Origin of the sequence: Lelliottia nimipressuralis (genome assembly GCF_041464075.1) — a bacterium.
Taxonomy (GTDB): domain Bacteria; phylum Pseudomonadota; class Gammaproteobacteria; order Enterobacterales; family Enterobacteriaceae; genus Enterobacter; species Enterobacter nimipressuralis.
In genome coordinates this window covers 1785638-1809620 of sequence record NZ_CP167172.1, presented here as the reverse complement: position 1 = coordinate 1809620, position 23983 = coordinate 1785638, and the positions used below count along the sequence as shown (strand labels likewise).

The following is a 23983-nucleotide window of genomic DNA, read 5'->3' as shown; positions in this document are numbered from 1 at the left end:
TTTATGTGACGAGGCAGTGAAAGTCGACGTTTTATCCTGAATCTCGCCGCAGATTTTTTGGATGAGTTATTGATATGTCATTGAAATTAGATTCTGGAGGCATGCAAGTTTTGCAAATGCCATCTACGCTTAATTTTAGGAAGATAAATTGCTGTACGCCCGGCGGTTGAGAGCGCAAGACCTGGCACACGGGTTGCTGCTCTGGTACTGAGGTGCGGGGGTGAAGACGCTTCCAGGAGCCTCCACTATTCATACGAACGGCTCTTTTCCTGTGCTAAAAAACGAAAGGACGGCATGCCATGAATATATTCGATCACTATCGCCAGCGCTATGAAGCTGCCAAGGACGAAGAGTTCACACTGCAGGAGTTTCTTGCTGTCTGTAAGCAAGATCGCAGTGCCTATGCCAATGCGGCAGAACGGCTATTGATGGCTATCGGTGAGCCAAACATGGTCGACACTGCCCTCGAACCACGGCTCTCCCGTCTCTTTTCGAATCGTGTGGTTGCACGATACCCCGCTTTTGAAGAATTTTATGGCATGGAAGACGCCATCGAGCAGATTGTTTCGTACCTGAAACACGCGGCTCAGGGTCTGGAAGAGAAGAAACAGATCCTTTACTTATTAGGCCCGGTCGGTGGCGGTAAATCGTCCCTGGCAGAGCGCCTGAAATCACTGATGCAGCGCGTGCCGATCTATGTTCTTAGCGCCAACGGAGAACGCAGCCCGGTTAACGATCATCCGCTGTGCCTGTTCAATCCGCAGGAAGATGCCCAAATTCTGGATAAAGAGTTTGGCATCCCGAACCGCTATCTCGGCACGATCATGTCGCCGTGGGCGGCGAAGCGCCTGCATGAGTTTGGCGGCGACATCACCAAATTCCGCGTGGTAAAAGTCTGGCCGTCCATTCTGCAGCAGATTGCGATTGCCAAGACCGAGCCGGGCGATGAGAACAACCAGGATATCTCCGCGCTGGTCGGTAAGGTCGATATCCGTAAACTGGAACACCACGCGCAAAACGATCCGGATGCCTATGGCTATTCCGGCGCGCTGTGCCGTGCCAACCAGGGTGTGATGGAGTTCGTTGAGATGTTTAAAGCGCCAATTAAGGTGCTGCATCCGCTGCTGACCGCCACCCAGGAAGGGAACTACAACGGGACGGAAGGTATTTCCGCCCTGCCGTTCAACGGGATTATTCTGGCACACTCGAACGAATCAGAGTGGGTCACCTTCCGTAATAACAAAAACAACGAGGCGTTCCTTGACCGTGTGTACATCGTCAAAGTGCCTTATTGCCTGCGGATCTCCGAAGAGATCAAAATTTACGAAAAATTGCTTAACAACAGTGAGCTGGTGCATGCCCCTTGCGCGCCGGGAACCCTGGAAACGCTGTCGCGCTTCTCGATTCTCTCGCGTCTGAAAGAGCCAGAAAACTCCAGCATCTATTCGAAGATGCGCGTCTACGATGGCGAAAGCCTGAAAGATACCGACCCGAAAGCGAAGTCCTATCAGGAGTATCGCGATTACGCCGGTGTCGATGAAGGGATGAACGGCTTGTCCACGCGTTTCGCGTTTAAAATCCTCTCCCGCGTGTTTAACTTCGATCACGCCGAAGTGGCGGCCAACCCGGTACATCTGTTCTACGTTCTGGAGCAGCAGATCGAGCGCGAGCAGTTCCCGCAGGATCTGGCGGAACGGTATCTTGAGTTCCTCAAAGGCTATCTGATTCCGAAATACGCCGAGTTTATCGGCAAAGAGATCCAGACCGCCTACCTGGAATCCTATTCCGAATACGGGCAGAACATTTTCGACCGTTATGTCACCTATGCGGACTTCTGGATCCAGGATCAGGAATACCGCGACCCGGATACCGGCCAGCTGTTTGACCGTGAATCCCTGAACGCGGAACTGGAAAAAATTGAGAAGCCGGCCGGGATCAGTAATCCGAAAGACTTCCGTAACGAGATCGTGAACTTCGTGCTGCGCGCCAGAGCGCATAACAGCGGACGTAACCCGAACTGGACCAGCTACGAAAAACTGCGCACGGTTATTGAGAAGAAAATGTTCTCGAATACCGAAGAGCTGTTGCCGGTCATTTCGTTTAATGCCAAAACCTCAACTGACGAGCAGAAAAAGCACGACGATTTTGTCGATCGCATGATGGAGAAAGGCTATACCCGCAAGCAGGTTCGTCTGCTGTGCGAATGGTATTTGCGCGTACGTAAATCGTCTTAACAAAAGTGCCCGGTGGCTTCTCGCCATCGGGCCGACAACGACAACCTTCCGTTAGCCGAATAAGCGCAGCGCATCCGGCAAACAGGGAGTGCAAAAGTTGGCAATGCAGTACGGGGGGCATATGACCTGGTTTATTGACCGGCGTCTTAACGGCAAAAACAAGAGCACGGTGAACCGCCAGCGCTTCTTGCGCCGTTATAAAGCGCAAATTAAACAGTCGATCTCCGAGGCCATCAACAAACGTTCGGTGACCGATGTGGAAAGCGGCGAGTCCGTCTCTATCCCGACGGATGATATTAGCGAACCGATGTTCCATCAGGGACGGGGCGGCTTGCGCCATCGCGTACACCCAGGTAACGACCATTTTGTGCAGAACGATCGCATCGAACGCCCGCAGGGCGGCGGCGGCGGTTCAGGAAGTGGTCAGGGGCAAGCAAGTCAGGACGGTGAAGGCCAGGATGAGTTCGTCTTCCAGATTTCCAAAGATGAGTATCTCGATCTGCTGTTCGAGGATTTGGCGCTGCCAAACCTGAAAAAAAATCAGCACCGTCAGCTTAACGAGTACAAAACCCACCGCGCCGGTTATACCGCCAACGGCGTTCCGGCAAATATTAGCGTAGTGCGTTCCCTGCAAAACTCGCTGGCCCGACGCACCGCGATGACGGCGGGTAAACGTCGTGAACTACGCGAGCTGGAGGTCAGCCTTAAGACCGTTGAAAACAGCGAGCCTGCGCAACTGCTGGAGGAAGAACGGCTGCGCAAAGAGATAGCCGAACTACGGGCAAAAATCGAGCGTGTGCCGTTTATTGACACCTTTGACCTACGTTATAAGAACTACGAGAAACGTCCGGAACCTTCCAGCCAGGCGGTGATGTTCTGCCTGATGGACGTCTCCGGTTCGATGGATCAAGCCACCAAAGATATGGCGAAGCGCTTTTATATTCTGCTCTACCTGTTCCTGAGCAGAACCTATAAGAACGTGGATGTCGTCTATATCCGCCACCACACGCAGGCCAAAGAGGTGGATGAGCACGAGTTCTTCTACTCTCAGGAAACCGGCGGGACCATTGTCTCCAGCGCCCTGAAGCTGATGGATGAAGTGGTGAAAGAGCGCTACGACCCGGCGCAGTGGAATATTTATGCCGCGCAGGCGTCCGATGGCGATAACTGGGCGGATGACTCCCCGCTCTGTCACGAAATTCTGGCGAAGAAAATTTTGCCGGTGGTGCGGTATTACAGCTACATCGAAATTACCCGTCGCGCGCATCAAACGCTCTGGCGGGAATATGAACACCTGCAGGCGATGTTCGATAACTTTGCCATGCAGCATATCCGCGATCAGGATGATATTTATCCGGTCTTCCGCGAACTGTTCCACACGCAAAGTACCAGTAACGCATAACCCCACAGCCAGCGCCCAAACGCTGGCTGTTTTATTTACTTACTCACATTAATACAGTCGAGATTTTTACCCCTCGGCATAATGCACATCATTATTCCCGCGATAAGCGTCCTATCCGCCCTCTCACTCATGCATAGCCTGTTAAATGTCCGTATCTGTCATTTCCCTGGTAAATATCGCGCAGTCGTAAAAATAGCCCACGCGTGGGCATTATCGGTTTCTTGAAATTAATGCTCTTAAAATACACTGTGCTAATGTAGTCGCACGACTTAACAACCCGAGGGAAATATCGATCATGTCAGACGAGATAAAAGGTTCCGCCACCCACCAGCAGCTGATCGAACTGTTATCTGACCAGGGCGCGCAATATCGCGTGGTGGAACATGCGGCGGTAGGAAAATGCGAAGCGGTGAGCGAAATTCGCGGCACGGCGCTTGGCCAGGGTGCGAAAGCGCTGGTCTGTAAAGTTAAGGGTAACGGGGTGAAGAAACATGTGCTGGCGATTCTGGCGGCGGATCAGCAGGCCGATTTGAGTCAATTAGCCAGCCATTTTGGCGGGAGCAAAGCTTCGCTTGCAAGCCCGGCGGAAGTGGACGTTTTAACCGCCTGCGTCTTCGGGGCAATTCCCCCGTTCAGCTTTCATCCGGACCTGACGCTGGTTGCCGATCCCCTGCTATTCGAGCGTTACGATGAGATTGCCTTTAACGCCGGTCTGCTGGAAAAATCGGTCATTATGAATACCCATGACTACCTGCGCATCGCCCAGCCTGAGCTGGTGGCGTTTCGCCGCGCCTGAGCTTCCCGGCTGGCAGTTCTGTCAGCCGCGTTTTTCCAGAAACATCACTGAGGCCACCAGTATTATCGCAATGGTAAAAAACGACGACGAGATAATCAGCGTTTCAACAAACATGTGATCGTTCATGTTGATTCCCCTTTTGCTGCGTTTGTCCCTTTTTAATCCCCACAGATGACAATGATATGACAGATTCAGGTCAGCCCGATGAATACGAATAAGCTGAAACGATTCTGGTGAAAATAATCCCCTCGCGATAAATACAACCCGCATCACAATAAATTGTTACCGGTATCACGAAAAAGGATTTCCATAAGTCCATTGCCAAATCTCGTAATTGTTAACCCCTCCTGCCTGCTTAACACTGCATACAAGAACACCCTCAAATAAACCTTACACTGGCAAGGTGAATAACATGAGCAATACAATTTCCCGTAAAGAGAAAATCAGTTATGGGTTAGGTGATATGGCGAGCCATATTGGGCTGGATAACGTTATTATCTTTCTGACCTTTTATTATACGGACGTCGTCGGTCTGCCCGCCGCCTTTGTCGGAACCATGTTTCTGCTGGCAAGAACGGCAGATGCGATTATCGATCCGGCGATGGGCTATATTGCCGATCGCACCCGCACCCGATGGGGTAAATTCCGCCCGTGGATGCTGTGGCTGGCCCTGCCGTTTGGTGCCAGCTGTCTGCTCACCTACGCCGTGCCGGAGTCGCTGGATCTGCACGGCAAAATGATTTTTGCCACCATCAGCTACACGGTGATGATGCTGATGTATACCGCCATTAATATCCCCTATTGCTCGATGGGCGCGGTGATTACTCCGGACAACGAAGCGCGTATTTCCCTGCAATCGTATCGCTTTTTCCTCGCCACCCTCGGCGGTGCGTTATCCACCTTCTTTATGATGCCCCTGGCTGAATTTCTCGGCGGCGATGATAAATTACTCGGCTATCGCTGGGCGATGGCAATAATGGCGACGATTGCGGTCATTATGTTCTGGATCTGTTTTGCTAATACCCGCGAGCGTATTAACGCCCCCGCGACGCACAATAATTATCTGGCTGAATTACGCGATTTATTGCGCAACGATCAGTGGCGCGTGGTTGCCGTTCTGGTATTAACCAATATTGGTTTTGGGGTTATTCGTCTAGGGGCGATGATGTATTTCGTCACCTATTATCTCGGCAGCGCCAGCTATTTTATGTGGATGCTCGGTGCGCATATTCTCGGTAAAGCGGCGGGCAGCGCGCTGGCAAAACGCCTGACGCGCAACTACAGCAAAGTACAGATGTTTGGCTACTGCGCGGTGCTGGCGGGCGTGCTGAGTATCGCCCTGTTCTTTGCGCCGAAAATGGTCGTCGTACTGGTGCCCCTCACCTTCATTATCTCCACCCTTTATCAGGCCACCACCACCTTAATGTGGGTGATGATGGCTGACGTCGCCGATTACGGCGAATGGAAACAGGGCAAACGCATGGACGGCGTGATCTTCTCGACCTTCCTCGCCGTACTCAAACTGGGAATGGCCATCAGCGGTGCCATTGTCGGCTGGACGCTGGGCTTCAGCGGCTATGTGGCTAACGCGCCGGAGCAAACCTCCACCGCCATGTACTGCATCATCGCCCTCTTTACCGTGGTGCCGGGCATTCTCTCCCTGTGCGCATTTGCCACCCTGCGCTGGTACAAGCTCGACGACCGCACCATGCAATCCATCAACCTTGCCAAACACAGTCTTTCGTAAAAGGACGCATTAACCATGAGTGAACTCATTCAACATACCAACAGTATCGAGTGGCGCTTTGAGCGGCAGATCCTGCGCATCGAACCGTGGGGTAAAAACAGTCTGCGCGTGAGAGCCACCTGCTCACCGGACTTCAGCGAAGCGTTACAGGCACTCCTGCCAGCTGCCGCCTGCACCGCGGAGATCACCGCGGAGAACGAAAGCCTGACGCTGCGCAACGGCAACATCACCGCCACCCTGAATCTGAAAGGCCAGCTGGCATTCTATAACCAGCGCGGCGAGCTGCTGCTGGAGGAGATGTGGCGTCAGCGCTCAACGGTGGGAATTGGTGCCAGCGAAAAGAGCCAGGATAAATATGTCAGCGCCCTGAAACTCGACGGACGCGAATTCAAACCGCTGGCGGGCGGCAAGTATCAGCTCACCGTGCGCTTTGAATCGCGTCCTGAGGAGCGGATTTACGGTATGGGTCAGTATCAGCAGCCCTGGCTGGATCTGAAAGGCTGTACCCTCGAACTGGCCCAGCGCAACTCTCAGGCCAGCGTGCCTTTTATGCAGTCGAATCTGGGCTACGGCGTGCTGTGGAATAATCCGGCGATTGGGGAAGTCAGCTTTGCCAAAAACCAGACCGAATGGCGCGCCCGCGTCACGGGGGAGATGGACTACTGGATCACCGCAGGCGACAGCATCGCGGAGATTACCCGTCAGTATGTCACCGCCACCGGCACTCCGCCGCCTGCCCCGGCCTTTATCAGCGGCCTGTGGCAGTGCAAATTGCGCTACCGCACCCAGCAGGAGGTACTGGAAGTGGCGCGGGAATATCGCCGTCGCAACCTGCCGCTCGCTGTGATGGTGATTGATTTCTTCCACTGGCCGAATCAGGGCACCTGGTGTTTCGACCCGGTCGACTGGCCCGATCCCAAAGCGATGGTGGACGAACTCACTGAGATGGGCATCGAGCTGATGGTCTCCGTCTGGCCGACCGTCGAAGCGCGCAGCCCACTGTTCCCGCAGATGAAAGCCAAAGGCTGGCTGGTCAGCAGCGAGCGCGGTGTGCAGGTGAATCTCGACTTTATGGGCAACACCACCTTTTTCGACGCGACCCATCCGCAGGCGCGTGAATTTGTCTGGGAGACCGTCAAGAAAAACTACTACGATCTGGGCATCAAACTGTTCTGGCTGGATGAAGCCGAGCCGGAGTACCGCGCCTACGATTTTGATAATTATCGCTATCACGCCGGCCCGGTGCTGGAGGTGGGCAACCGCTATCCGCGCGATTTTGCGCAGGGCTTCTACGACGGCTTAACCGCTAACGGCGAGCGCGATATCGTGAATCTGGTGCGGTGTTCCTGGGCGGGCAGTCAGCGCTATGGTGTGCTGGCGTGGTCGGGCGATGTGCATTCATCCTTCCACGCGTTTCGCAACCAGCTGGCCGCCGGCCTGAATATGGGGCTGGCGGGCATTCCGTGGTGGACCACGGACATCGGCGGATTCCAGGGCGGAAACGTCAACGATCCGGCATTCCATGAGCTGCTGATTCGCTGGTTCCAGTGGGCGGTCTTCTGTCCGGTACTGCGCATGCACGGCTATCGCGAGCCGCAAATCCAGCCGCCAGAGCGCTATCGCGACGGCATTCCTCAGTGCAACAGCGGCTCACCCAACGAGCTGTGGAGCTACGGCGAAACGAACTTCGCGATCATGCAGCACTGGCTGTCAGTGCGTGAAAAACTGCGCCCGTACATTGACGCCCTGTATGAGAATGCCCATCAGCACGGCGACCCGCTGATGCGCCCGCTGTTCTGGCACTATCCACAGGAAAAACAGAGCTGGGAGACGGAAGATCAGTATCTGTTCGGCGAAGATCTGCTGGTTGCACCTGTGATGCACGCCGGGCAGCGCCATCGTGACGTCTGGCTTCCCGCTGGAAATCACTGGATCGCTTTAAACGGCGAGCGATATCGCGGCGGCGAACGCGTGACGGTCGACGCGGCGCTGGAGACGATTCCGGTGTTTATTCGCGACGATAGCCCGCTGGTGAAGGTGTTAGTGAGCTAGCCTCGGGCAGTTGCCCAAAAATGGGGGATTTGTCGATAAAAGCCTGTTTACGCTCGCCTTTGCGGGTAAAGTAAGCAGGCTTACTTTTTTCTGGCAAGGATACCCCTCATGTTTGACCCTACCCTGCTGATCCTGCTGGCGCTGGCTGCGCTGGGCTTTGTCAGCCACAACACCACGGTGGCCATTTCGATCCTGGTGTTAATTATCGTGCGCGTAACGCCGCTCAACACTTTCTTCCCGTGGATAGAAAAACAGGGCCTGACCATCGGGATCATCATTCTGACCATCGGGGTGATGGCTCCCATCGCCAGCGGTACACTCCCGGCCTCGACACTTCTACACTCCTTTGTGAACTGGAAATCGCTGGTGGCTATCGCCGTGGGGGTGTTCGTCTCCTGGCTCGGCGGGCGCGGGGTAACGCTGATGAGTTCGCAACCCTCTCTCGTCGCCGGTCTGCTGGTCGGAACGGTGCTCGGCGTGGCGCTGTTCCGCGGCGTGCCGGTCGGCCCGCTGATCGCTGCCGGGCTGGTATCCCTGTTTATTGGGAAGTCGTAGACAGGCTGGCGATATAGCGCGCGGGGGTCTGCCCCAACCCTTTTTTGAACATCGTAATAAACGCGGTGGTGGAGTCATATCCCAGTGACTGCGCCGCCTGCTGGACCGATTTGCCACCGATCAACAGCTGTAGCGCGACGATTAACTGCAGCTGATGACGCCAGCGGCGAAAACTCAGGCCCGTCTCCTTCACCACCAGCCGCGCCAGATTGCGCTCGCTCATGGCAAAGTGGCTCGCCCACTGGGCCAGTGTCTGCCATTCGGCGGGTTGCTCAGCCATGGTTTCGCTCATCATGCGAATTTTAGGGTGCGGTGAAACCGGCAGCTGGAGCTGCTCCTGCGGCTGCTGCGGGACTTCATCAAACAGCACATCAACCAGCCGGGAGGTGGACGGGAGCAACAGCTGCTCGCGGGTTTTGCTCGCCAGCGTCAGGATCAGTTCGCGCACCAGCGGGGAGATTTTTAGCGTACAGCAGCGTTCCGGAAGCGTCACCGCGCCCGGCTCAATAAACAGAAAACAGAGCTGCGCACCGGGCGTGGCTTTGTTGCTGTGAGGGATTTGGCCTGGGATCCACACCGCGTACTGCGGGGGCACCATCCACATGGCGTTTTCCACTTCGCAGGTGATGGCCCCGCGCAGGGCAAGGATCAGCTGACCTTTACGGTGCTGATGGCGCGGAATGCGCTGTTCGTCTTCCACCACGCGGATGCGAAACGCCACGGCCGCATCGTGCTGGCTGTCGGGATCGTAGCCGTCAAGTCCGAGACCTTGCATAAAGTTGTCCGATATTAGCGATAAAGTGTCATTTTAGCTTGATTTAAACAGGGTGGAAAACGGGTATTGTGTGCCCTCGTTACGTTGTCAGAGAAAACCATGACTACTGCTATTCCCTCTTCCGGCAAAGATCGCCTGCTGTTGATTGCCGGTATTTTGATGATTGCCACCACTTTGCGCGTCACCTTTACCGGTGCGGCTCCTTTACTGGACATGATTCGTCACGACTACGGCCTGACGACTGCCCAGACTGGCCTGCTGACCACTCTGCCGCTGCTGGCATTTGCGCTGATTTCCCCTCTCGCCGCCGGTGTGGCGCGGAAGATCGGCATGGAGCGCAGCCTGTTTTTCGCTATGCTGCTCATCTGCGTGGGCATTGGCCTTCGTTCGCTGCCCTCCGCTGCGCTGCTGTTTATCGGCACCGGGGTGATCGGCTGCGGAATTGCGCTGGGTAACGTTCTGCTCCCCGGCCTGATTAAGCGTGATTTTCCAGGCCAGGTGGCAAAGCTTACCGGTGCCTACTCCCTGACCATGGGCGCGGCGGCGGCGCTGGGTTCAGCGATGATCGTTCCGCTGGCCCTGAGCGGCGCGGGCTGGCACGGCGCGCTGCTGATGCTAATGGTGTTCCCGCTGTTAGCCACACTTCTGTGGCTGCCCCAGTGGCGACAAAAACATACCGCCTCCTTAAGCAATGCGCGGGCGCTGCACAACCGTGGGATCTGGCGCTCGGCTCTGGCCTGGCAGGTGACACTGTTTCTCGGCATTAACTCGCTGATTTACTATGTGATTATCGGCTGGTTGCCGGCAATTCTGCTCAGCCACGGCTACAGCGAAACCGAGGCCGGATCGATGCACGGTTTGCTGCAGCTGGCGACCGCAGCGCCGGGGCTTGCCGTGCCGCTGCTGCTGCATAAACTGAAAGACCAGCGCGGTATCGCCGGGTTATCGGCACTGATGTGCGCGGTGAGTCTCGCCGGGTTCTGGTTTGTGCCGGATCAGGCCGTGCTCTGGACGATTGTCTATGGATTTGGTTCCGGCGCGACGATGATTCTGGGCCTGACCTTTATCGGACTGCGTGCCAGCTCGGCGCACCAGGCTGCGGCACTTTCCGGAATGGCGCAGTCGGTCGGGTATCTGCTGGCGGCCTGTGGTCCACCGCTGATGGGGAAAATTCACGACACCGCGGGTGACTGGCGGATCCCGCTTATCGCCTGTGCGCTGGCTGGCGTGGTGATGGCGGTCTGCGGTGTGCTTGCCGGGCGCGACCGCGAGATCACGCCCCACTGAGTCTGACGGCAGGCCGAATGGCCTGCCCGTTTAGCTGCGAGCGGCGTGCAGCATGGCCTGTACCAGCGGTACAGGACGCCCCGCCAGCGCACCGCGCTCGTGCTGGAACAGCGTGGCGACGAAGAACGGATGCGTCACCAGTTCTACCGCGCGGATCTCGCCTTGTTCATCCCAGCCCGTTACGCGCATATCGCCGCTTTCCAGCTCTTTTGCGAACGCCGGAGAAACGCCGTAGTTGCAGTGATACCCTTCTTCGATCTCTTCCCGGCCATAGGCTTTGGCGATAATCGTGTTAGCACGAAGTTCGATGGTATCGGTTTTCTCCACCAGCGAGCAGGTCAGAGGCGCAATCACCATTCTGCCGTCGGTATCGGTTTCGGCATGCGCCGCATCGCTCCAGCCCAGCACGTTTCGCGCATATTCAATAAGCGCATGCTGGAACCCGCCGCAGGTTCCTAGAAACGGAATACTGTTTTCACGCGCAAAACGCGCAGCAATAAACGCCCCGTCGACATTTTTATACGGACTTGCCGGTACCAGCCAGATCGCGTCGTAGCCCACTAAATCTTCCGGGCTGGTCAGCTCGGTGGTGGCGATCCAGTCGTAATCCGCCGTTAAATCCAGCACGGCCGCCGCATCATCGATGGATAACGGAATGGCCTGGTGAGCAATGACATCAGGGTTGTAGTCACCAACAAGTGCAATGCGAAGTGTGTCTTTTACCGGGGAGAGTTCCATGAGAGGTTCCATATGCCAAAGAATTATCAGATAACATAAGGAACCTCAGCCTACCGATCTTTTGCAGGGTTCACAATACCTTAAATTGGAGGGGCAAAAATTCAGGTGGTATAGTGATAGCGTATTATCCCCCCTTATTTCGGGTAGTCTGAAACCTCATGAAAACCAAAATTCTGGTCAGCGCGTGTCTGATGGGCCACAAAGTTCGCTATAACGGCTGCGAGAAAGCGGCTATTTCTGACACCCTCAGGCGCTGGCAGCAAGAACAACGACTGGTGACGCACTGCCCGGAGCTGGCAGCAGGATTGTCGATCCCGCGTTTACCCGCAGAGATTGTGGCAGGCGGCGGAAATGAGGTGATGGCGGGCCGCGCGCGAATTCTGGAAAGCGACGGTCGCGATGTGACCGCGCATTATCAGCTTGCCGCCTGGCTTGCGCTACGTGCAGCCCAGGAGGGGAACTGCCGCGCCGCCCTGCTGACCGACGGCAGCCCTACCTGCGGCAGCGAGCTGATTTACGACGGCAGCTTTCGCGGGCAAAAACGCGCAGGGATGGGCGTCGCCGCTGCGTTGTTACGTGAACACGGTATTCAGGTATTTTCCGATAACCAGCTTGCTGAGCTGATCGCCTGGGTTGAGGAGAGAGACAATGATTCAGTGTAAACGGGTGTATGACGCACCAGCCGAAAACGACGGCTATCGCATTCTGGTCGACCGGCTCTGGCCACGCGGCATCAAGAAAGAGGCGCTGGCTTTTGATGAGTGGTGCAAAGCCCTGACGCCCTCAGGCGAGTTACGCAAAGCCTTTCACAGCGAAACCATTGATTTCGCCGCTTTTCGCGAGGCCTATCTGCAGGAGCTGGCGCAGCATCAGGACGAAGGGCAACGCGTGGCTGCCCTTGGTAAAAACCAGACTCTGACGCTGCTCTACGGCGCGAAGAACACGCGGCAGAACCACGCTCTGGTCCTGGCCGACTGGCTGCGCCAGTTAGCTGAAAGTTAATTCGTCGAGGATGTGTGACGCATCATCAGGCGTCAGCGGCAGCAGATGTTCCGGGCGCACAAAGGCAAAACCATGCTGATTATCAACGGCATAAACATCGCCGGTGACCAGCCACAGGGCGCGATCGGCGCTGGCAGGCAGCTCGGTCATCACGCCGTTAACGGGGTTCAGGAAACGCAGGCCTGGCTTGCAGAGCGCAAAAAGCTCCACGGATTTGCCGATATTGCGCCGCCCGGCGGCAGTGCGGGCGCCGATGACCATGCACAGGCTGCCCGGTTTTAACTGAAACATACTTCTCTCGCGGTCTCTGTTATCAGCCACAAGGACTGAGATAATTCTTAAAGAGAAGTGTATCGCAGTCGCTCCTGCCCTGTCACGCAGCAGGCGTTGGGTGATCGCGGCGGAACAACTCCCACTCATCAATCACTTCGCCGCCCGGCAGTTTGCACTCGGTGCGCACGCCCTGCGGACTTTGTACCGGAACGCGCTCTCCGCCCTTCTTCACACAGTACACGGCAGCAGGATTAGCCATACCGATTTGCGGAGGTTTCGGCGCGTCGGGCGGGGTCGAACAGGCGGCCAATGGCAGAGCCATCGCCAGCAGCAGGTATCGCATGGGGTTGTCCTTTCTGTTTGCAAAGTCTAAAGCGTACCGGGACTTCACCGTTTTCTCCATGATTTCTCCATTAAACCTGCACTTTTTCACCCTATAGTGGCTGCGTTCTCAATGACCAGAGAACATCATTCCGTAATCAAGATGTCTTTGCCCCGCACGCCTGTGTGGGGCTTTTTTTTTCGCCTGCCCTGCCACGCGTACCGCGACAATATATAAAATTTCCTGTATTCGTGTTTTACTATGCCCCAGCCGAAAAATTCAGCACAACATGCAGATACTGGCGTCTTCTGCATGGGAGTTTACCCACGTCATGTCGGATATTATTCTTGCCCGTGTTTCAGAAACCCTTGCGACAGAACAATCCCTTGAAAGCCTGGTTCGACAGCTCCTGGAAATGCTGGAGATTGTCACCGAGATGGAATCGACCTATCTGACGAAAGTCGATATCAATGCGCGTTTGCAGCATATTCTTTACGCCCGCAACAGTAAGCAGATGCAGATCCCAGAAGGGCTGAGCGTGCCCTGGGGCGATACGCTGTGTAAGCGCGCCATCGATAGCAACTCTTTTTTCAGTAATGAGGTCGCGGAACGCTGGGCCGACTGCGACGCCGCCAAAGCGCTGGGCATCACAACCTACGTGAGTATTCCTATTCATCTGGCAGATGGTTCGCTGTACGGCACCCTCTGTGCGGCCAGCACGCAAAAACAGACCTTAAGCGACCGGGCCGAGCAGGTCCTGCAGCTTTTTGCCGGGCTGATTGCGCAGTACATTCAAAAAGAGTCGCTGGTAATCCAGCTGCGAGAGGCGAACGCGGCGCTGATCGCGCATTCCTATACGGATGCGTTAACCGGTTTACCCAACCGTCGGGCGATTTTTGATAATCTCAATACCCTGTTCTCGCTGGCGCGCCACCTCAAGCGAAATGCCATCATCGCCTACATCGATCTTGATGATTTTAAGCTCATCAACGATCGCTACGGCCATGAGACGGGCGATCAGTTTTTGGTTGAGGTCGGTAAACGATTGATCGACGGCCAAACCGAAGACGACATCGTCGGGCGGCTCGGCGGCGATGAGTTTTTAGTGGCCTGCCTGAGTAAGGGTGAAAAAGCGGTCGATAACGCGCAAATCAATATTCTGCGCACGCAGCTTGGCGCGTCGATTGCCGGAGAGTACTGGCTTGGAAACGTACACCTGGTCTACCCTGGCGCGAGCCTGGGCGTGGTGGCAGTGGATCCTGCCAGTACCGATGCAGACAGCGCGTTGCGCGCGGCGGATACGGCCATGTACCTGGATAAAAAAGGCAAAAGCAAAACACGCTTTCTCCCGGATGAGTAACCCCGTACACTCTGCGGGCAAGGAAACCTTAGAGGTGATGTGATGAGGATCGGAATTGTTTTCCCGGTCGTTATTTTTATAACGGCAGTGGTATTTTTAACGTGGTTTTTTGTCGGCGGTTACGCCGCGCCGGGGGCATAAATGCGTAAGACAACCATCATTATGTTGATCGTCGCGGTCGTGGCGGTAGCGGGTACCCAGCTTGGCTGGTGGTGAACCCGGAAAACTAAAAAGGCTGCCCTCTGGCAGCCTTTTTTGATGGTGAACGCTGTTAGCTTTTGATTTTTCTGTAGATAAACAGAACTACCAGCGCACCCACTACCGCAACAGCAAAGCTGCCGATATTGAAGCCATCGACTTTACCAAAACCGAACAGGGTGCTGATCCAGCCGCCGACCACGGCGCCCACGACCCCCAGTATTACTGTCACGAAGAACCCACCGCCATCTTTGCCCGGCATGATCCACTTCGCCAGAATCCCCGCAATAAGCCCAAAGATAATCCAGGATAAAATTCCCATAGCTTTCCTCTCTGTATGGTTTTTTGTCATTAAATCAACGACACAGAAAAGGATAGCACAGGATCACCAAAATGATATTTGTGATAGGGATCACGCTGCCTGTTTGCACATTTTATCAGCACTTAAAAAAATCACGCACCACACAAAAGATGGGGTTGCAACTTCATTTGAGAAAGATTATCTTTCTCAACACTGAATAGTTGAGCAAATCACTCAGGTATTCAGTACGACATTGCTCACATTGCTTCCAGTATTTCTTGCCCACTTTTTAGTGGGCTTTTTTTTGCGCCGTTGCCCTCCTCACCTGGGATACGCATCCGGATCATCAAGTTTAAATATCGCATTTCCCCTCAGAAAAAACAGTAAACATCATATTTTGGTTTTGGACTGGTTTTGATGTTTCTCTCAATCAAGCCCCTTTTACCCCTGCCGATAACCCTTCCAACATTGATGGTATTTCGTTACAGGTTATAAAGGGGTTTACTGTGAAAAATATTAAAATCAGAGTCGGGCTGTTGATCGTTCTGACGACTTTTACGCTTATGCTCATTCTTTCCAGCGGGCTGGGACTCTATTTCCTCCACCGCAGCAATAATGATATTCAGACATTAAGTTATAACGCCGGAGAACAAAAAGCGCTCAACAACGTGCGTAATGCCATTTTGCGCGCACGGGTGATTATTGATTCAGCCTCGCAAGCGAAAACCCACGGCGATGATATTGATGAGCCGGCGATTCAGGCCAGTATCCGCAAAGAGATGCAGACCGCCGCTGAGCAATACCAGCTGTTTGTGCAAATCCCGGGGCTTTCCACCATTCATCCGGAAGTGGGCGCAAGAATGAAAGACCGTTACGATCAGCAAATAGCCGTCATTGCTCACAACTCCGGCCTGCTGATTAATATTAATGATCCGCAGGAACTGAAACTGGCGCTGGCCAAATATCTCGACACGACCCTGCAGGTGCGTCAGGCCTGGGATGATGAATATCACTCTTATATTGATACCACGCAGCGTAATCTGGATGGCGTCATTAGTTACAGCAACAGTTCTTATCAATTTGCCCTGTACGTGATGATCGCCTTACTGATTCTTGCCGCCGTGTTGTTCTTTGTTATCAACGCCTGGATGCGGAAAATGTTAATCCTGCCGCTGCAGGAAGTGGCTGAGCATTTTGAATTTATCGGTAAAGGCGATCTGACCGGAGATATTCACGTCGCTAACAATAATGAAATTGGCTTGTTGTTCGCCTCCTTACAAACCATGCAGGCTGAACTGAACTCGACGGTGGTCTCTATCCGTCAGGGCGTTGAGTCCATCAATATTGGCACGCAGGAGATTTCATCCGGCAACAACGATCTTTCTCGTCGTACCGAAGAGCAGGCCGCAGCCGTAGTCGAAACCGCGGCGAGCATGGAACAGATCACCTCCACGGTGAAAATGAATACCGATAATGCCCTTGAGGCGGCACAGATGGTGCAAAACGCCGCCGGAATTGCCAACGAAGGCGAAGAGCAGATGCGGGGCATGATGAAAAAAATGGACGCCATTAGTCAGAGCGCTCAAAAGATGGTTGAGATCATCAGCGTTATCGACAGCATTGCCTTCCAGACCAACATTCTGGCCCTGAACGCCGCGGTAGAAGCGGCGCGTGCAGGCCAGTCCGGGCGCGGTTTCGCCGTGGTCGCAGGCGAAGTCAGAAACCTCGCCCGCCGCTGCACGGACTCTGCAAAAGAGATCACCACGCTCATCAACGAATCGCGCCTGTATATTGAAGAAGGGGCTGAACTGGCCAATAAAACCAGCCAGACCATGCTGGATATCAGCGGAGCCGTCAGTAAGGTCAATGTGATGATGGAAAACATCGCGCTGGCGTCGGAAGAGCAAAGCCGTGGGGTGGAGCAAATTCGTATCGCAATCACCCAGATGGATCACGTCACGCAGCAAAACGCCGCGCTAGTGGAGGAAGTGGCGACCACCGCGTCGGGGGTCAACGAGCAGGCAAACTTGCTGTCACACTCTGTGTCGCTTTTCAAAGTGAAAGAGGTTTACTAAGACGGGCTGTCCGGGAGCGGAAGCTCCCGGATCCAGCAAGAGACATCATGATGGATGATACGATGAGCAGAATATTGAAGCTCAGTGATGGTGAATTTCGCCATTGCTGTGCTTAGGCCCTATTCGTCCTGCTTCAATTAAGATTTCCTCAATTAACTCCTCAAGACACTCTCGCCCGTGATGATCGCAGACCAGGTGTACCTGTCGGGAAATCTCGTCAGTATTCATACCATCGCATAATGCCGATTTCAGCATTATCGATGCCCACCGTTTGGCTTCAGAATGAGTCAGCATAACCCCTCCCGATATCGGTTACCTGTTTAAGCGTAGCTAGCCGGGAGTGATTCACCAGGGTTTTTGATCAGTAAAATGCAACACGTTTTTACAGAGGGCTGGATGCTCTTGATCACCTTCCTGCACCAAACAATTGCGCACGACGCCGCATCGCTTTCACCGCCTGAGATTCTCGTGTTTTGCTGATCCCTAACCTTCTGTTCTCTTCAGGATATCTGTTGCGCGGCAAACGTAATGCAATTAATATCCGACCGGATGTTTAAATAAATAGGGTGAATGATGGGACGCAGAAAAGAGATCAGCACCGACAGCATTCTCGATGCGGCGGAAGCGGTAATGGCCCGAATCGGCGTGGCTAACCTGACGATTGACGCTGTCGCGCATCAGGCAGGGATTAGCAAGGCCAGCGTGCTGTACGTGCATAAAACCAAACAGGCGCTGCTGGAAGCGCTGGTGACACGCGCAATGAAGCGTGATGACAGCATTCATCAGGACGCGGAGTTGCAGTTGGGGGACGTCGACAGCTTAGCGCTAAAAGGCCGTATTGAGGTCGCTAAAACGCCACCGCCGGAGGAGTTCCGCCCGGTCGCGTTAAACCTCAGTTCTGCGCTGATCCTGAATCCTGAACTGCGAAAAACCATGCAACAGCATCAGGATGACGTTATTCAACGCATTATTTCGACCTCTGCCCAGCCTCGCGGTGCACTATTGGCCTATCTGGCGCTTGAAGGTTTTAAGTTTCTCGATTTTCTCGATTTCCATAAATGGACCGACGTAGAACGGGCGCAAATCCTCGAGGAACTCAGCTGGCTCGCGGAACAAAATGTACCTTCTTCGGCACCCCGGGAGACTTTAGATGACTAAACATCCGCACGATTTAAATGCCGCCATGGCCCAACGCCGAGTATTCGTCACCGGCGGCAGTGGTTTTGTCGGCAGAAACATCATTCGCCATTATCGCGAAGCGGGGGCAGATGTCCGGGCGCTGGCCAGAAGCGAGGCTGCAGCCGAAATCATTCGCCACGTGGGTGGAACGCCAGTCTACGGTTCATTGTGCGAAACAGACCTGGTGGATGCCCTCACGGGTTGCGACCTTCTCATTCACGCGGCTGCCGATACGTCACATGGATATGAATCGGCAGAACAATGGCAGGTCAACGTTGAAGGGACCGAAAAGCTGTTTACGGCAGCACGCCAGGCGGGCGTTACCCGAGCTGTACACATCAGTACCGAGTCGGTGTTATTGACAGGTGCGCCGCTGCAAATGGCCTCTGAGACACATCCCCTGCCACAAAAATTTGCCGGGGCGTATAGCCGAAGTAAAGCAGCCGCCGAGCAGGCAGCCTTTGCGCAGGCAAATGAAAATTTCTGCGTCAGCGTGGTGCGCCCACGATTTGTCTGGGGAAAAGACGACACTACCGCCCTGCCACAGCTTGTCGCGGCGGTCTCCTCCGGGAAATTTGCCTGGATTGACGGCGGCAACTACCTGACTTCAACGACCCACATTGATAATCTCTGCGATGGCATCAGCCGTACAGCCGAATACGGCAAAAGCGGAGAGGTGTATTTCCTCACCGACGGTGAACCTCATACTTTTCGTGATTTCGTCAGCCAACTGCTCGCCACTCAGGGCATAACGGCTCCGGATAAGCGCGTTCCGCGCAGTCTGGTCAGGATACTTGCCCATTTGGGGGACGGCTTATTCCGCCTCACCAGGGGCCGTGTTACCAGCCCGTTAAATCTGCAAACCTACGCCACCTCTGCCGTCGAAGTGACCCTCGACATTAGCAAAGCCCGAAAGGAGCTGGGCTATAACCCTCAGATTACGTTGCATGAGGGAATGATGAAGCTGAATAAACAGCAATAGTAATCGAAGCCAATTCGGGAGTAGCTGAGCTAGCGCACCAGAAACGTTTTGGCTATCAGCGACAAGATCGCCACCAGCAAAGGAACAGCGATATCAACAAATACATGGTTGGATCGTTATTGGAAAATCCAGGATGAAAGACTGGAGAATGGTGATATCAGACCGAACACTCATAAGCAAAAGGCTAAACCCGTCGCCCTACTTCGCGAGAGTGTAGGAATGAAATTGATATCAGCCTTCGATGTTCGGGATGTTGCCCAGATACTGGAGTCCTATGTTGCAGAAGGTCATCCGAGGATAGCCCAAGTAATCCGCTCTGTTTTTATCGATGTTTTTAAGGAAGCCCAACATTATGGCGAGGTACCGCGGGGTTATAACCCGGCCCTTGCTACAAAACAACCGCGCCGGCGGATTAGCCGACAGCGTCTAAACCTAGACGAATGGCAAAAGATTTTCGAGATCGCTGATGCCTGCCATCAATACATGGGCAATGCAATGCTATTGGCACTCGTAACGGGTCAGCGCCTCGGGGATATTTCCAACATGAAGTTTGGCGATATTTGGGATGACCATCTGCATGTGGTACAGGAGAAGACGGGGAGCAAGCTTGCGATCCCACTATCACTTAGACTTAATGCGATTGACTGGAGTTTGAGGGATGTAGTTGCGAGTTGCCGCGATTATGCTGTGAGCCCATACCTGGTTCACTTTTTCCGAGCGACCTCAATGGCTGAACGAGGTGCACAGGTTAAATCGAACACAATAACAATGAATTTTAGTAAGGCCCGTGATAAAGCAGAAATAAATTGGGGAGATGGTACTCCAGCAACGTTCCACGAACAACGATCTTTAGCAGAGCGACTGTACGAAGCTCAGGGTATAGATACCCAAAAACTTCTGGGTCACAAATCACCTGCGCAAACTCAAAGATATCATGATGATAGGGGGAAGGATTGGCAGGAGATAAAATTAATTTAATAGAAATTTTTAACATTAGTAAAATCGGTGATGTAGGAATCAAGACCTTTTCGTTTAAAAAAACCATAACTTTCGAAGTCTTTAGTTATTTTCCAATCACCGAATACATAAGCAAGGCATACTAAATGTAAGAATTTTACAGGCATGGTGTAATTTGCGATTTCATAATATCTCTCCTTATATTTCTCAGGACAAGATTCATTAGTGAATTTGAAAAGGACATAAAAACTACGGACAGCAGAAAATATAGCCATAGAAGACTCAGTATCAAATCTGGAAAATATATCTTTTAACTCTTCTGCATTATTCGATTTGCATGCATTTATCAGACACTTCTCTAAATAAACAACTGCATTTGCGTCGGTATATGTTTTCTTATTTCTCCCATTTATTTTGAGTGCATCAAACTCTCTTCTAGAAACTGTAGCTAAATTATAGAATGACGATTCAAAAGAGCGCAGATCATCCATCTCTTTTTGTCTCTCTGAATCCTCGTGCATATGTTTGTTCTGTTTTATTAAGCTTTCATTTGCCTCTTTTTGAAGACTAATTGATTTAATCAACATTATCATGGTAAAGAAAGTTAAAATTGGATTGGTAACACCGCCAACAAAATCTCCAAATGTTCCCCACTCAGATTTATCAATCGGAAAACCATTGAACGGATCAAATTTTGAGAAGTAAATTAACCAAGTAACCAGTATTACTAAAAATGCGATGTATCTGATCATGTTAATCCATTACAACCCTATGAAGACTATATTTTTTGATATCACCAAGAAAGTTTCTGATTGCTGTAACCTCTAAGCGTAAACGAGTAAAGTTCGCATTGTCAGTGTTGACATCTAAATTTCTTGAAAGTTTGCGTCTTTGCTCCAAAGGGAATTCTCTCCAAAGCAAAGAAGGTTCAAAACTTACAGATTCGGAATCTTCTTCGAGAATAAGTCTTCCCGTTCCAGTCAAACGGTTAAATCTAGTAATCGAAGCCTCAATAATAATTCTCTCGGCATCAGCACGCTCAATAGTCAAATTTTCAAGCGTGGAATTGTCATAACTAACTAAATTCGTTCTTCTCCGTTTCAATTCTACTTTATAATTTTGTTCTTCAATCGGCTTATGGAGTTTAAGTAACGGTCCATAAAGTCTTTTCATTAACGACCTATAATCCGGTTGAAGTTCTTCAACTATTCTTGACGCTCTCTTATAACTGAAGTTATACGGCGTTAAAAGAGGCCTTGTAAGATAATAGGACATTACATCGAGAAATGCTCCCTCTCCAATAGCCTCAAAATTTCTTCTTTGCTCGTCCCCTATGATCTTTAGCATGAACCGTTGTCTGAAAGATCCTTCATAACTTGTACGAAATGATGCTGAAATACCCTCTATGGAAGGGATTTTTGTAACCACTTCACGGTTAAGGATAGTATTAGTGAGAACGGTAACAATTTCAGAAGTACCTTCAAGCGCTTTGGAACCATAGTAAAAATCCAACTCAGTGAAACGCTCTTCACCATCGCTTACAACTACTTCCATGGGAACATGAATTTCCATTTTCTAATTCCAAATATTAACCATGTGATGAATATGTCTTAACCTGTTTAGTTTTGACAACTTATTTTGATAATTTTTTGATAACCGTTCAAAAACTAATAATAAAAACGGGAACCAATCGGCCCCCGTTCTTGTTTAACCCAGACTCTGGATTACATGTTCGCGATAATCGCGTCGCCAAACTCTGAGCATTTCAGCAGCTTAGCGCCTTCCATCAGACGTTCGAAATCGTAAGTTACGGTTTTCGCGTTGATCGCGCCTTCCATACCTTTTACGATCAGGTCTGCGGCTTCGAACCATTCCATATGACGCAACATCATTTCTGCGGAAAGGATGATGGAACCTGGGTTCACTTTATCCTGGCCTGCATACTTAGGTGCTGTACCGTGGGTTGCTTCGAACAGTGCGCACTCGTCACCGATGTTTGCGCCTGGGGCGATACCGATACCGCCAACCTGAGCTGCCAGGGCGTCGGAGATGTAGTCACCGTTCAGGTTCATACAGGCGATCACGTCGTATTCAGCTGGACGCAGCAGAATCTGCTGCAGGAACGCATCGGCGATCACGTCTTTGACCACGATCTCTTTGCCGGTATTTGGGTTTTTGATTTTCACCCATGGGCCGCCGTCGATCAGCTCACCGCCGAACTCTTCACGCGCTAACTGGTAACCCCAGTCTTTGAAAGCGCCTTCGGTGAACTTCATGATGTTGCCTTTGTGAACCAAGGTCACGGAATCACGATCGTTGGTGATAGCGTATTCGATGGCTGCACGAACCAGGCGTTTAGTGCCTTCTTCGGAGCACGGCTTGATACCGATACCGCAATGTTCAGGGAAACGAATCTTCGTCACGCCCATCTCATCACGCAGGAATTTGATCACTTTTTCAGCTTCGGCGCTGTCGGCTTTCCACTCGATACCCGCATAGATGTCTTCGGAGTTTTCACGGAAGATAACCATGTTGGTTAGTTCAGGGTGTTTCACCGGGCTTGGCGTGCCTGCGTAGTAGCGCACCGGGCGCAGACATACGTACAGGTCAAGCTGCTGGCGCAGAGCCACGTTCAGGGAACGAATACCGCCACCGACCGGGGTAGTCAGCGGGCCTTTGATGGCAACACGGTAATCACGAATCAGGTCCAGCGTTTCTTCTGGCAGCCAGACATCCTGGCCATACAGTTGGGTAGATTTTTCGCCGGTATAGATTTCCATCCAGGAAATTTTCCGCTCGCCCTTATAGGCTTTCTGCACGGCGGCATCCACCACTTTAATCATGGCTGGCGTCACATCCACACCGATACCATCACCTTCAATGAAAGGAATGATTGGGTTGTGAGGGATGTTCAGTTTGCCATCTTGTAGGGTGATCTTCTTACCTTCCGCCGGAACGACTACTTTGCTTTCCATTAACCTCTCCTTCGAGCGCTTCTGGTTTTTTGTTAATGAGTTGTAATATGCGACCTCATACTACTCGAATATCTGGCTCGCGCCAATCACTCATGAATTTCCGTTATAATGCGTGAATACATTCATTCTGAAAACACTATGAACAAAACTTCTTTTAGAAATCACCAAGTTGAACGATTCAGCACCCGACGCAACGCCAAAAAAAAGCCTGACACTGGACCGAAGCGGCTGGTTATCTTCAATAAACCCTACGATGTTCTGCCGCAGTTCACAGACGAGGCGGGACGCAGCACGCTAAAAGATTACATCCCGTTACAAGGAATTTATGCCGCAGGCCGTCTGGACCGCGACAGCGAAGGGCTGCTGGTGCTCACCAACGACGGTCAGCTCCAGGCGCAGCTGACTCAGCCAGGCAAACGTACCGGCAAAATTTACTACGTGCAGGTAGAAGGCGAGCCGACGCAGGACGCGGTCGAGGCTCTGCGCAATGGCGTTACGCTCAATGATGGCCCCACTCTGCCCGCAAGTGTCGAACGGGTCGAGGAACCGCAGTGGCTGTGGCCGCGCAATCCACCCGTTCGCGAGCGCAAAACTATCCCCACCAGCTGGTTGAAAATCACCTTATACGAAGGACGGAATCGACAGGTGCGACGCATGACGGCGCATGTCGGTTTTCCAACCTTACGTCTGATACGCTATGCGATGGGTTCCCTGACGCTCGACACGCTGGCGTCCGGTGAGTGGCGAGAGATCCCGATCGATTCAATCTAAGG

General features: G+C 52.7%; 25 protein-coding genes and 1 pseudogene. 17 read left to right on the top strand and 9 right to left on the bottom strand.

Going from position 1 to position 23983, the window contains the following annotated elements:
* Nucleotides 1-299: 299 nt before the first annotated feature.
* The 3 genes from yeaG (at nt 300) to ACB496_RS08415 (ending at nt 4432) form a co-directional block, all read left to right on the top strand.
* The gene (gene yeaG, locus ACB496_RS08425) at nt 300-2234 is read left to right on the top strand and encodes a protein kinase YeaG (protein ID WP_100780530.1); all 1935 of its coding nucleotides are present in this window, start codon (nt 300-302) and stop codon (nt 2232-2234) included.
* Between the two features lie 121 nt (nt 2235-2355).
* Nucleotides 2356-3636: a YeaH/YhbH family protein gene (locus ACB496_RS08420; RefSeq protein ID WP_371974959.1), complete on the top strand. Its 1281-nt coding sequence runs from the start codon at nt 2356-2358 to the stop codon at nt 3634-3636.
* Between the two features lie 295 nt (nt 3637-3931).
* Nucleotides 3932-4432 (top strand): YbaK/prolyl-tRNA synthetase associated domain-containing protein, encoded by a 501-nt coding sequence (locus ACB496_RS08415; protein ID WP_371974958.1) that lies wholly within the window; start codon nt 3932-3934, stop codon nt 4430-4432.
* 21 nt (nt 4433-4453) lie between these two features.
* Here the strand turns inward: ACB496_RS08415 and yoaI are convergent, their stop codons facing one another.
* Nucleotides 4454-4558: a small membrane protein YoaI gene (yoaI, locus tag ACB496_RS08410; RefSeq protein WP_228483420.1), complete on the bottom strand. Its 105-nt coding sequence runs from the start codon at nt 4556-4558 to the stop codon at nt 4454-4456.
* 286 nt (nt 4559-4844) lie between these two features.
* On the opposite strand from yoaI, the gene ACB496_RS08405 reads away from it, so the two are divergent.
* From ACB496_RS08405 to ACB496_RS08395, 3 genes are all read left to right on the top strand, one after another.
* A complete protein-coding gene (locus tag ACB496_RS08405) occupies nt 4845-6179 on the top strand; it encodes a glycoside-pentoside-hexuronide (GPH):cation symporter (RefSeq protein WP_107703850.1) in 1335 nt (444 codons plus the stop codon).
* Nucleotides 6180-6194: 15 nt separating this feature from the next.
* Nucleotides 6195-8231, top strand: a complete 2037-nt coding sequence (locus ACB496_RS08400) for a TIM-barrel domain-containing protein (protein ID WP_371974957.1) — start codon at nt 6195-6197, stop codon at nt 8229-8231.
* 108 nt (nt 8232-8339) lie between these two features.
* Complete coding sequence (locus ACB496_RS08395) at nt 8340-8786, top strand: DUF441 domain-containing protein (RefSeq protein ID WP_003857881.1); 447 nt, start codon at nt 8340-8342, stop codon at nt 8784-8786.
* Here ACB496_RS08395 and ACB496_RS08390 read toward each other — a convergent pair.
* On the bottom strand, nt 8770-9561 hold the full coding sequence (locus ACB496_RS08390; protein ID WP_100780535.1) for a helix-turn-helix transcriptional regulator: 792 nt from the start codon (nt 9559-9561) through the stop codon (nt 8770-8772). The genes ACB496_RS08395 and ACB496_RS08390 overlap by 17 nt on opposite strands.
* Nucleotides 9562-9660: 99 nt before the next feature.
* Here ACB496_RS08390 and ACB496_RS08385 point away from each other — a divergent pair, with 99 nt between their 5' ends.
* Nucleotides 9661-10848, top strand: a complete 1188-nt coding sequence (locus ACB496_RS08385) for a CynX/NimT family MFS transporter (protein ID WP_102103474.1) — start codon at nt 9661-9663, stop codon at nt 10846-10848.
* Nucleotides 10849-10878: 30 nt separating this feature from the next.
* Here the strand turns inward: ACB496_RS08385 and ACB496_RS08380 are convergent, their stop codons facing one another.
* Nucleotides 10879-11586, bottom strand: a complete 708-nt coding sequence (locus ACB496_RS08380) for a CTP synthase (protein WP_123429086.1) — start codon at nt 11584-11586, stop codon at nt 10879-10881.
* Nucleotides 11587-11744: 158 nt separating this feature from the next.
* On the opposite strand from ACB496_RS08380, the gene ACB496_RS08375 reads away from it, so the two are divergent.
* Entirely contained in the window at nt 11745-12248 is a 504-nt protein-coding gene (locus tag ACB496_RS08375) for a DUF523 domain-containing protein (RefSeq protein WP_371974956.1), read from the top strand.
* The gene (locus ACB496_RS08370; RefSeq protein WP_371974955.1) at nt 12235-12588 is read left to right on the top strand and encodes a DUF488 domain-containing protein; all 354 of its coding nucleotides are present in this window, start codon (nt 12235-12237) and stop codon (nt 12586-12588) included. The genes ACB496_RS08375 and ACB496_RS08370 overlap by 14 nt, the downstream gene beginning before the upstream one ends.
* Here ACB496_RS08370 and ACB496_RS08365 read toward each other — a convergent pair.
* Both ACB496_RS08365 and ACB496_RS08360 read right to left on the bottom strand, forming a co-directional pair.
* On the bottom strand, nt 12574-12879 hold the full coding sequence (locus ACB496_RS08365) for a hypothetical protein (RefSeq protein ID WP_100780540.1): 306 nt from the start codon (nt 12877-12879) through the stop codon (nt 12574-12576). The genes ACB496_RS08370 and ACB496_RS08365 overlap by 15 nt on opposite strands.
* A gap of 82 nt (nt 12880-12961) precedes the next feature.
* A complete protein-coding gene (locus ACB496_RS08360) occupies nt 12962-13204 on the bottom strand; it encodes a DUF333 domain-containing protein (protein ID WP_100780541.1) in 243 nt (80 codons plus the stop codon).
* A gap of 310 nt (nt 13205-13514) precedes the next feature.
* Between ACB496_RS08360 and ACB496_RS08355 the strand changes: the two genes are divergently transcribed.
* Genes ACB496_RS08355 through yoaJ form a run of 3 tightly spaced genes read left to right on the top strand, consistent with a single transcriptional unit; the run spans nt 13515 to nt 14759 of the window.
* The gene (locus ACB496_RS08355; RefSeq protein ID WP_100780898.1) at nt 13515-14543 is read left to right on the top strand and encodes a sensor domain-containing diguanylate cyclase; all 1029 of its coding nucleotides are present in this window, start codon (nt 13515-13517) and stop codon (nt 14541-14543) included.
* Nucleotides 14544-14585: 42 nt separating this feature from the next.
* A complete protein-coding gene (locus ACB496_RS08350; protein ID WP_041689378.1) occupies nt 14586-14684 on the top strand; it encodes a YoaK family small membrane protein in 99 nt (32 codons plus the stop codon).
* A complete protein-coding gene (yoaJ, locus tag ACB496_RS08345) occupies nt 14685-14759 on the top strand; it encodes a protein YoaJ (RefSeq protein ID WP_107704291.1) in 75 nt (24 codons plus the stop codon).
* 55 nt (nt 14760-14814) lie between these two features.
* Here the strand turns inward: yoaJ and ACB496_RS08340 are convergent, their stop codons facing one another.
* Nucleotides 14815-15063, bottom strand: coding sequence for a GlsB/YeaQ/YmgE family stress response membrane protein (locus tag ACB496_RS08340; RefSeq protein WP_100780542.1), 249 nt, complete (start codon nt 15061-15063; stop codon nt 14815-14817).
* Nucleotides 15064-15548: 485 nt separating this feature from the next.
* On the opposite strand from ACB496_RS08340, the gene ACB496_RS08335 reads away from it, so the two are divergent.
* The 4 genes and pseudogenes from ACB496_RS08335 to ACB496_RS08320 all read left to right on the top strand — a co-directional run.
* Complete coding sequence (locus ACB496_RS08335) at nt 15549-17117, top strand: methyl-accepting chemotaxis protein (protein WP_233210340.1); 1569 nt, start codon at nt 15549-15551, stop codon at nt 17115-17117.
* A gap of 570 nt (nt 17118-17687) precedes the next feature.
* The gene (locus ACB496_RS08330; RefSeq protein WP_371974954.1) at nt 17688-18275 is read left to right on the top strand and encodes a TetR family transcriptional regulator; all 588 of its coding nucleotides are present in this window, start codon (nt 17688-17690) and stop codon (nt 18273-18275) included.
* On the top strand, nt 18268-19278 hold the full coding sequence (locus tag ACB496_RS08325) for an NAD-dependent epimerase/dehydratase family protein (protein ID WP_371974953.1): 1011 nt from the start codon (nt 18268-18270) through the stop codon (nt 19276-19278). Before ACB496_RS08330 ends, ACB496_RS08325 begins: the two co-directional genes overlap by 8 nt.
* Nucleotides 19272-20256: pseudogene (locus ACB496_RS08320) on the top strand (tyrosine-type recombinase/integrase); the annotation flags it as partial. The gene ACB496_RS08325 and the pseudogene ACB496_RS08320, both read left to right, overlap by 7 nt.
* On the opposite strand, the gene ACB496_RS08315 reads toward ACB496_RS08320, so the two are convergent.
* The 3 genes from ACB496_RS08315 to icd form a co-directional block, all read right to left on the bottom strand.
* Nucleotides 20253-20987 (bottom strand): hypothetical protein, encoded by a 735-nt coding sequence (locus ACB496_RS08315; protein ID WP_371974952.1) that lies wholly within the window; start codon nt 20985-20987, stop codon nt 20253-20255. The pseudogene ACB496_RS08320 and the gene ACB496_RS08315 overlap by 4 nt on opposite strands.
* A gap of 1 nt (nt 20988) precedes the next feature.
* Entirely contained in the window at nt 20989-21807 is an 819-nt protein-coding gene (locus tag ACB496_RS08310; protein ID WP_371974951.1) for a hypothetical protein, read from the bottom strand.
* Nucleotides 21808-21959: 152 nt separating this feature from the next.
* Nucleotides 21960-23210 carry an NADP-dependent isocitrate dehydrogenase gene (icd, locus tag ACB496_RS08305; protein ID WP_102103468.1) on the bottom strand — a complete coding sequence of 417 codons (1251 nt, stop codon included), beginning with the start codon at nt 23208-23210 and terminating at the stop codon, nt 21960-21962.
* A 108-nt stretch (nt 23211-23318) separates the two neighbouring features.
* On the opposite strand from icd, the gene rluE reads away from it, so the two are divergent.
* Complete coding sequence (gene rluE, locus ACB496_RS08300; protein ID WP_371974950.1) at nt 23319-23981, top strand: 23S rRNA pseudouridine(2457) synthase RluE; 663 nt, start codon at nt 23319-23321, stop codon at nt 23979-23981.
* Nucleotides 23982-23983 lie beyond the last annotated feature (2 nt).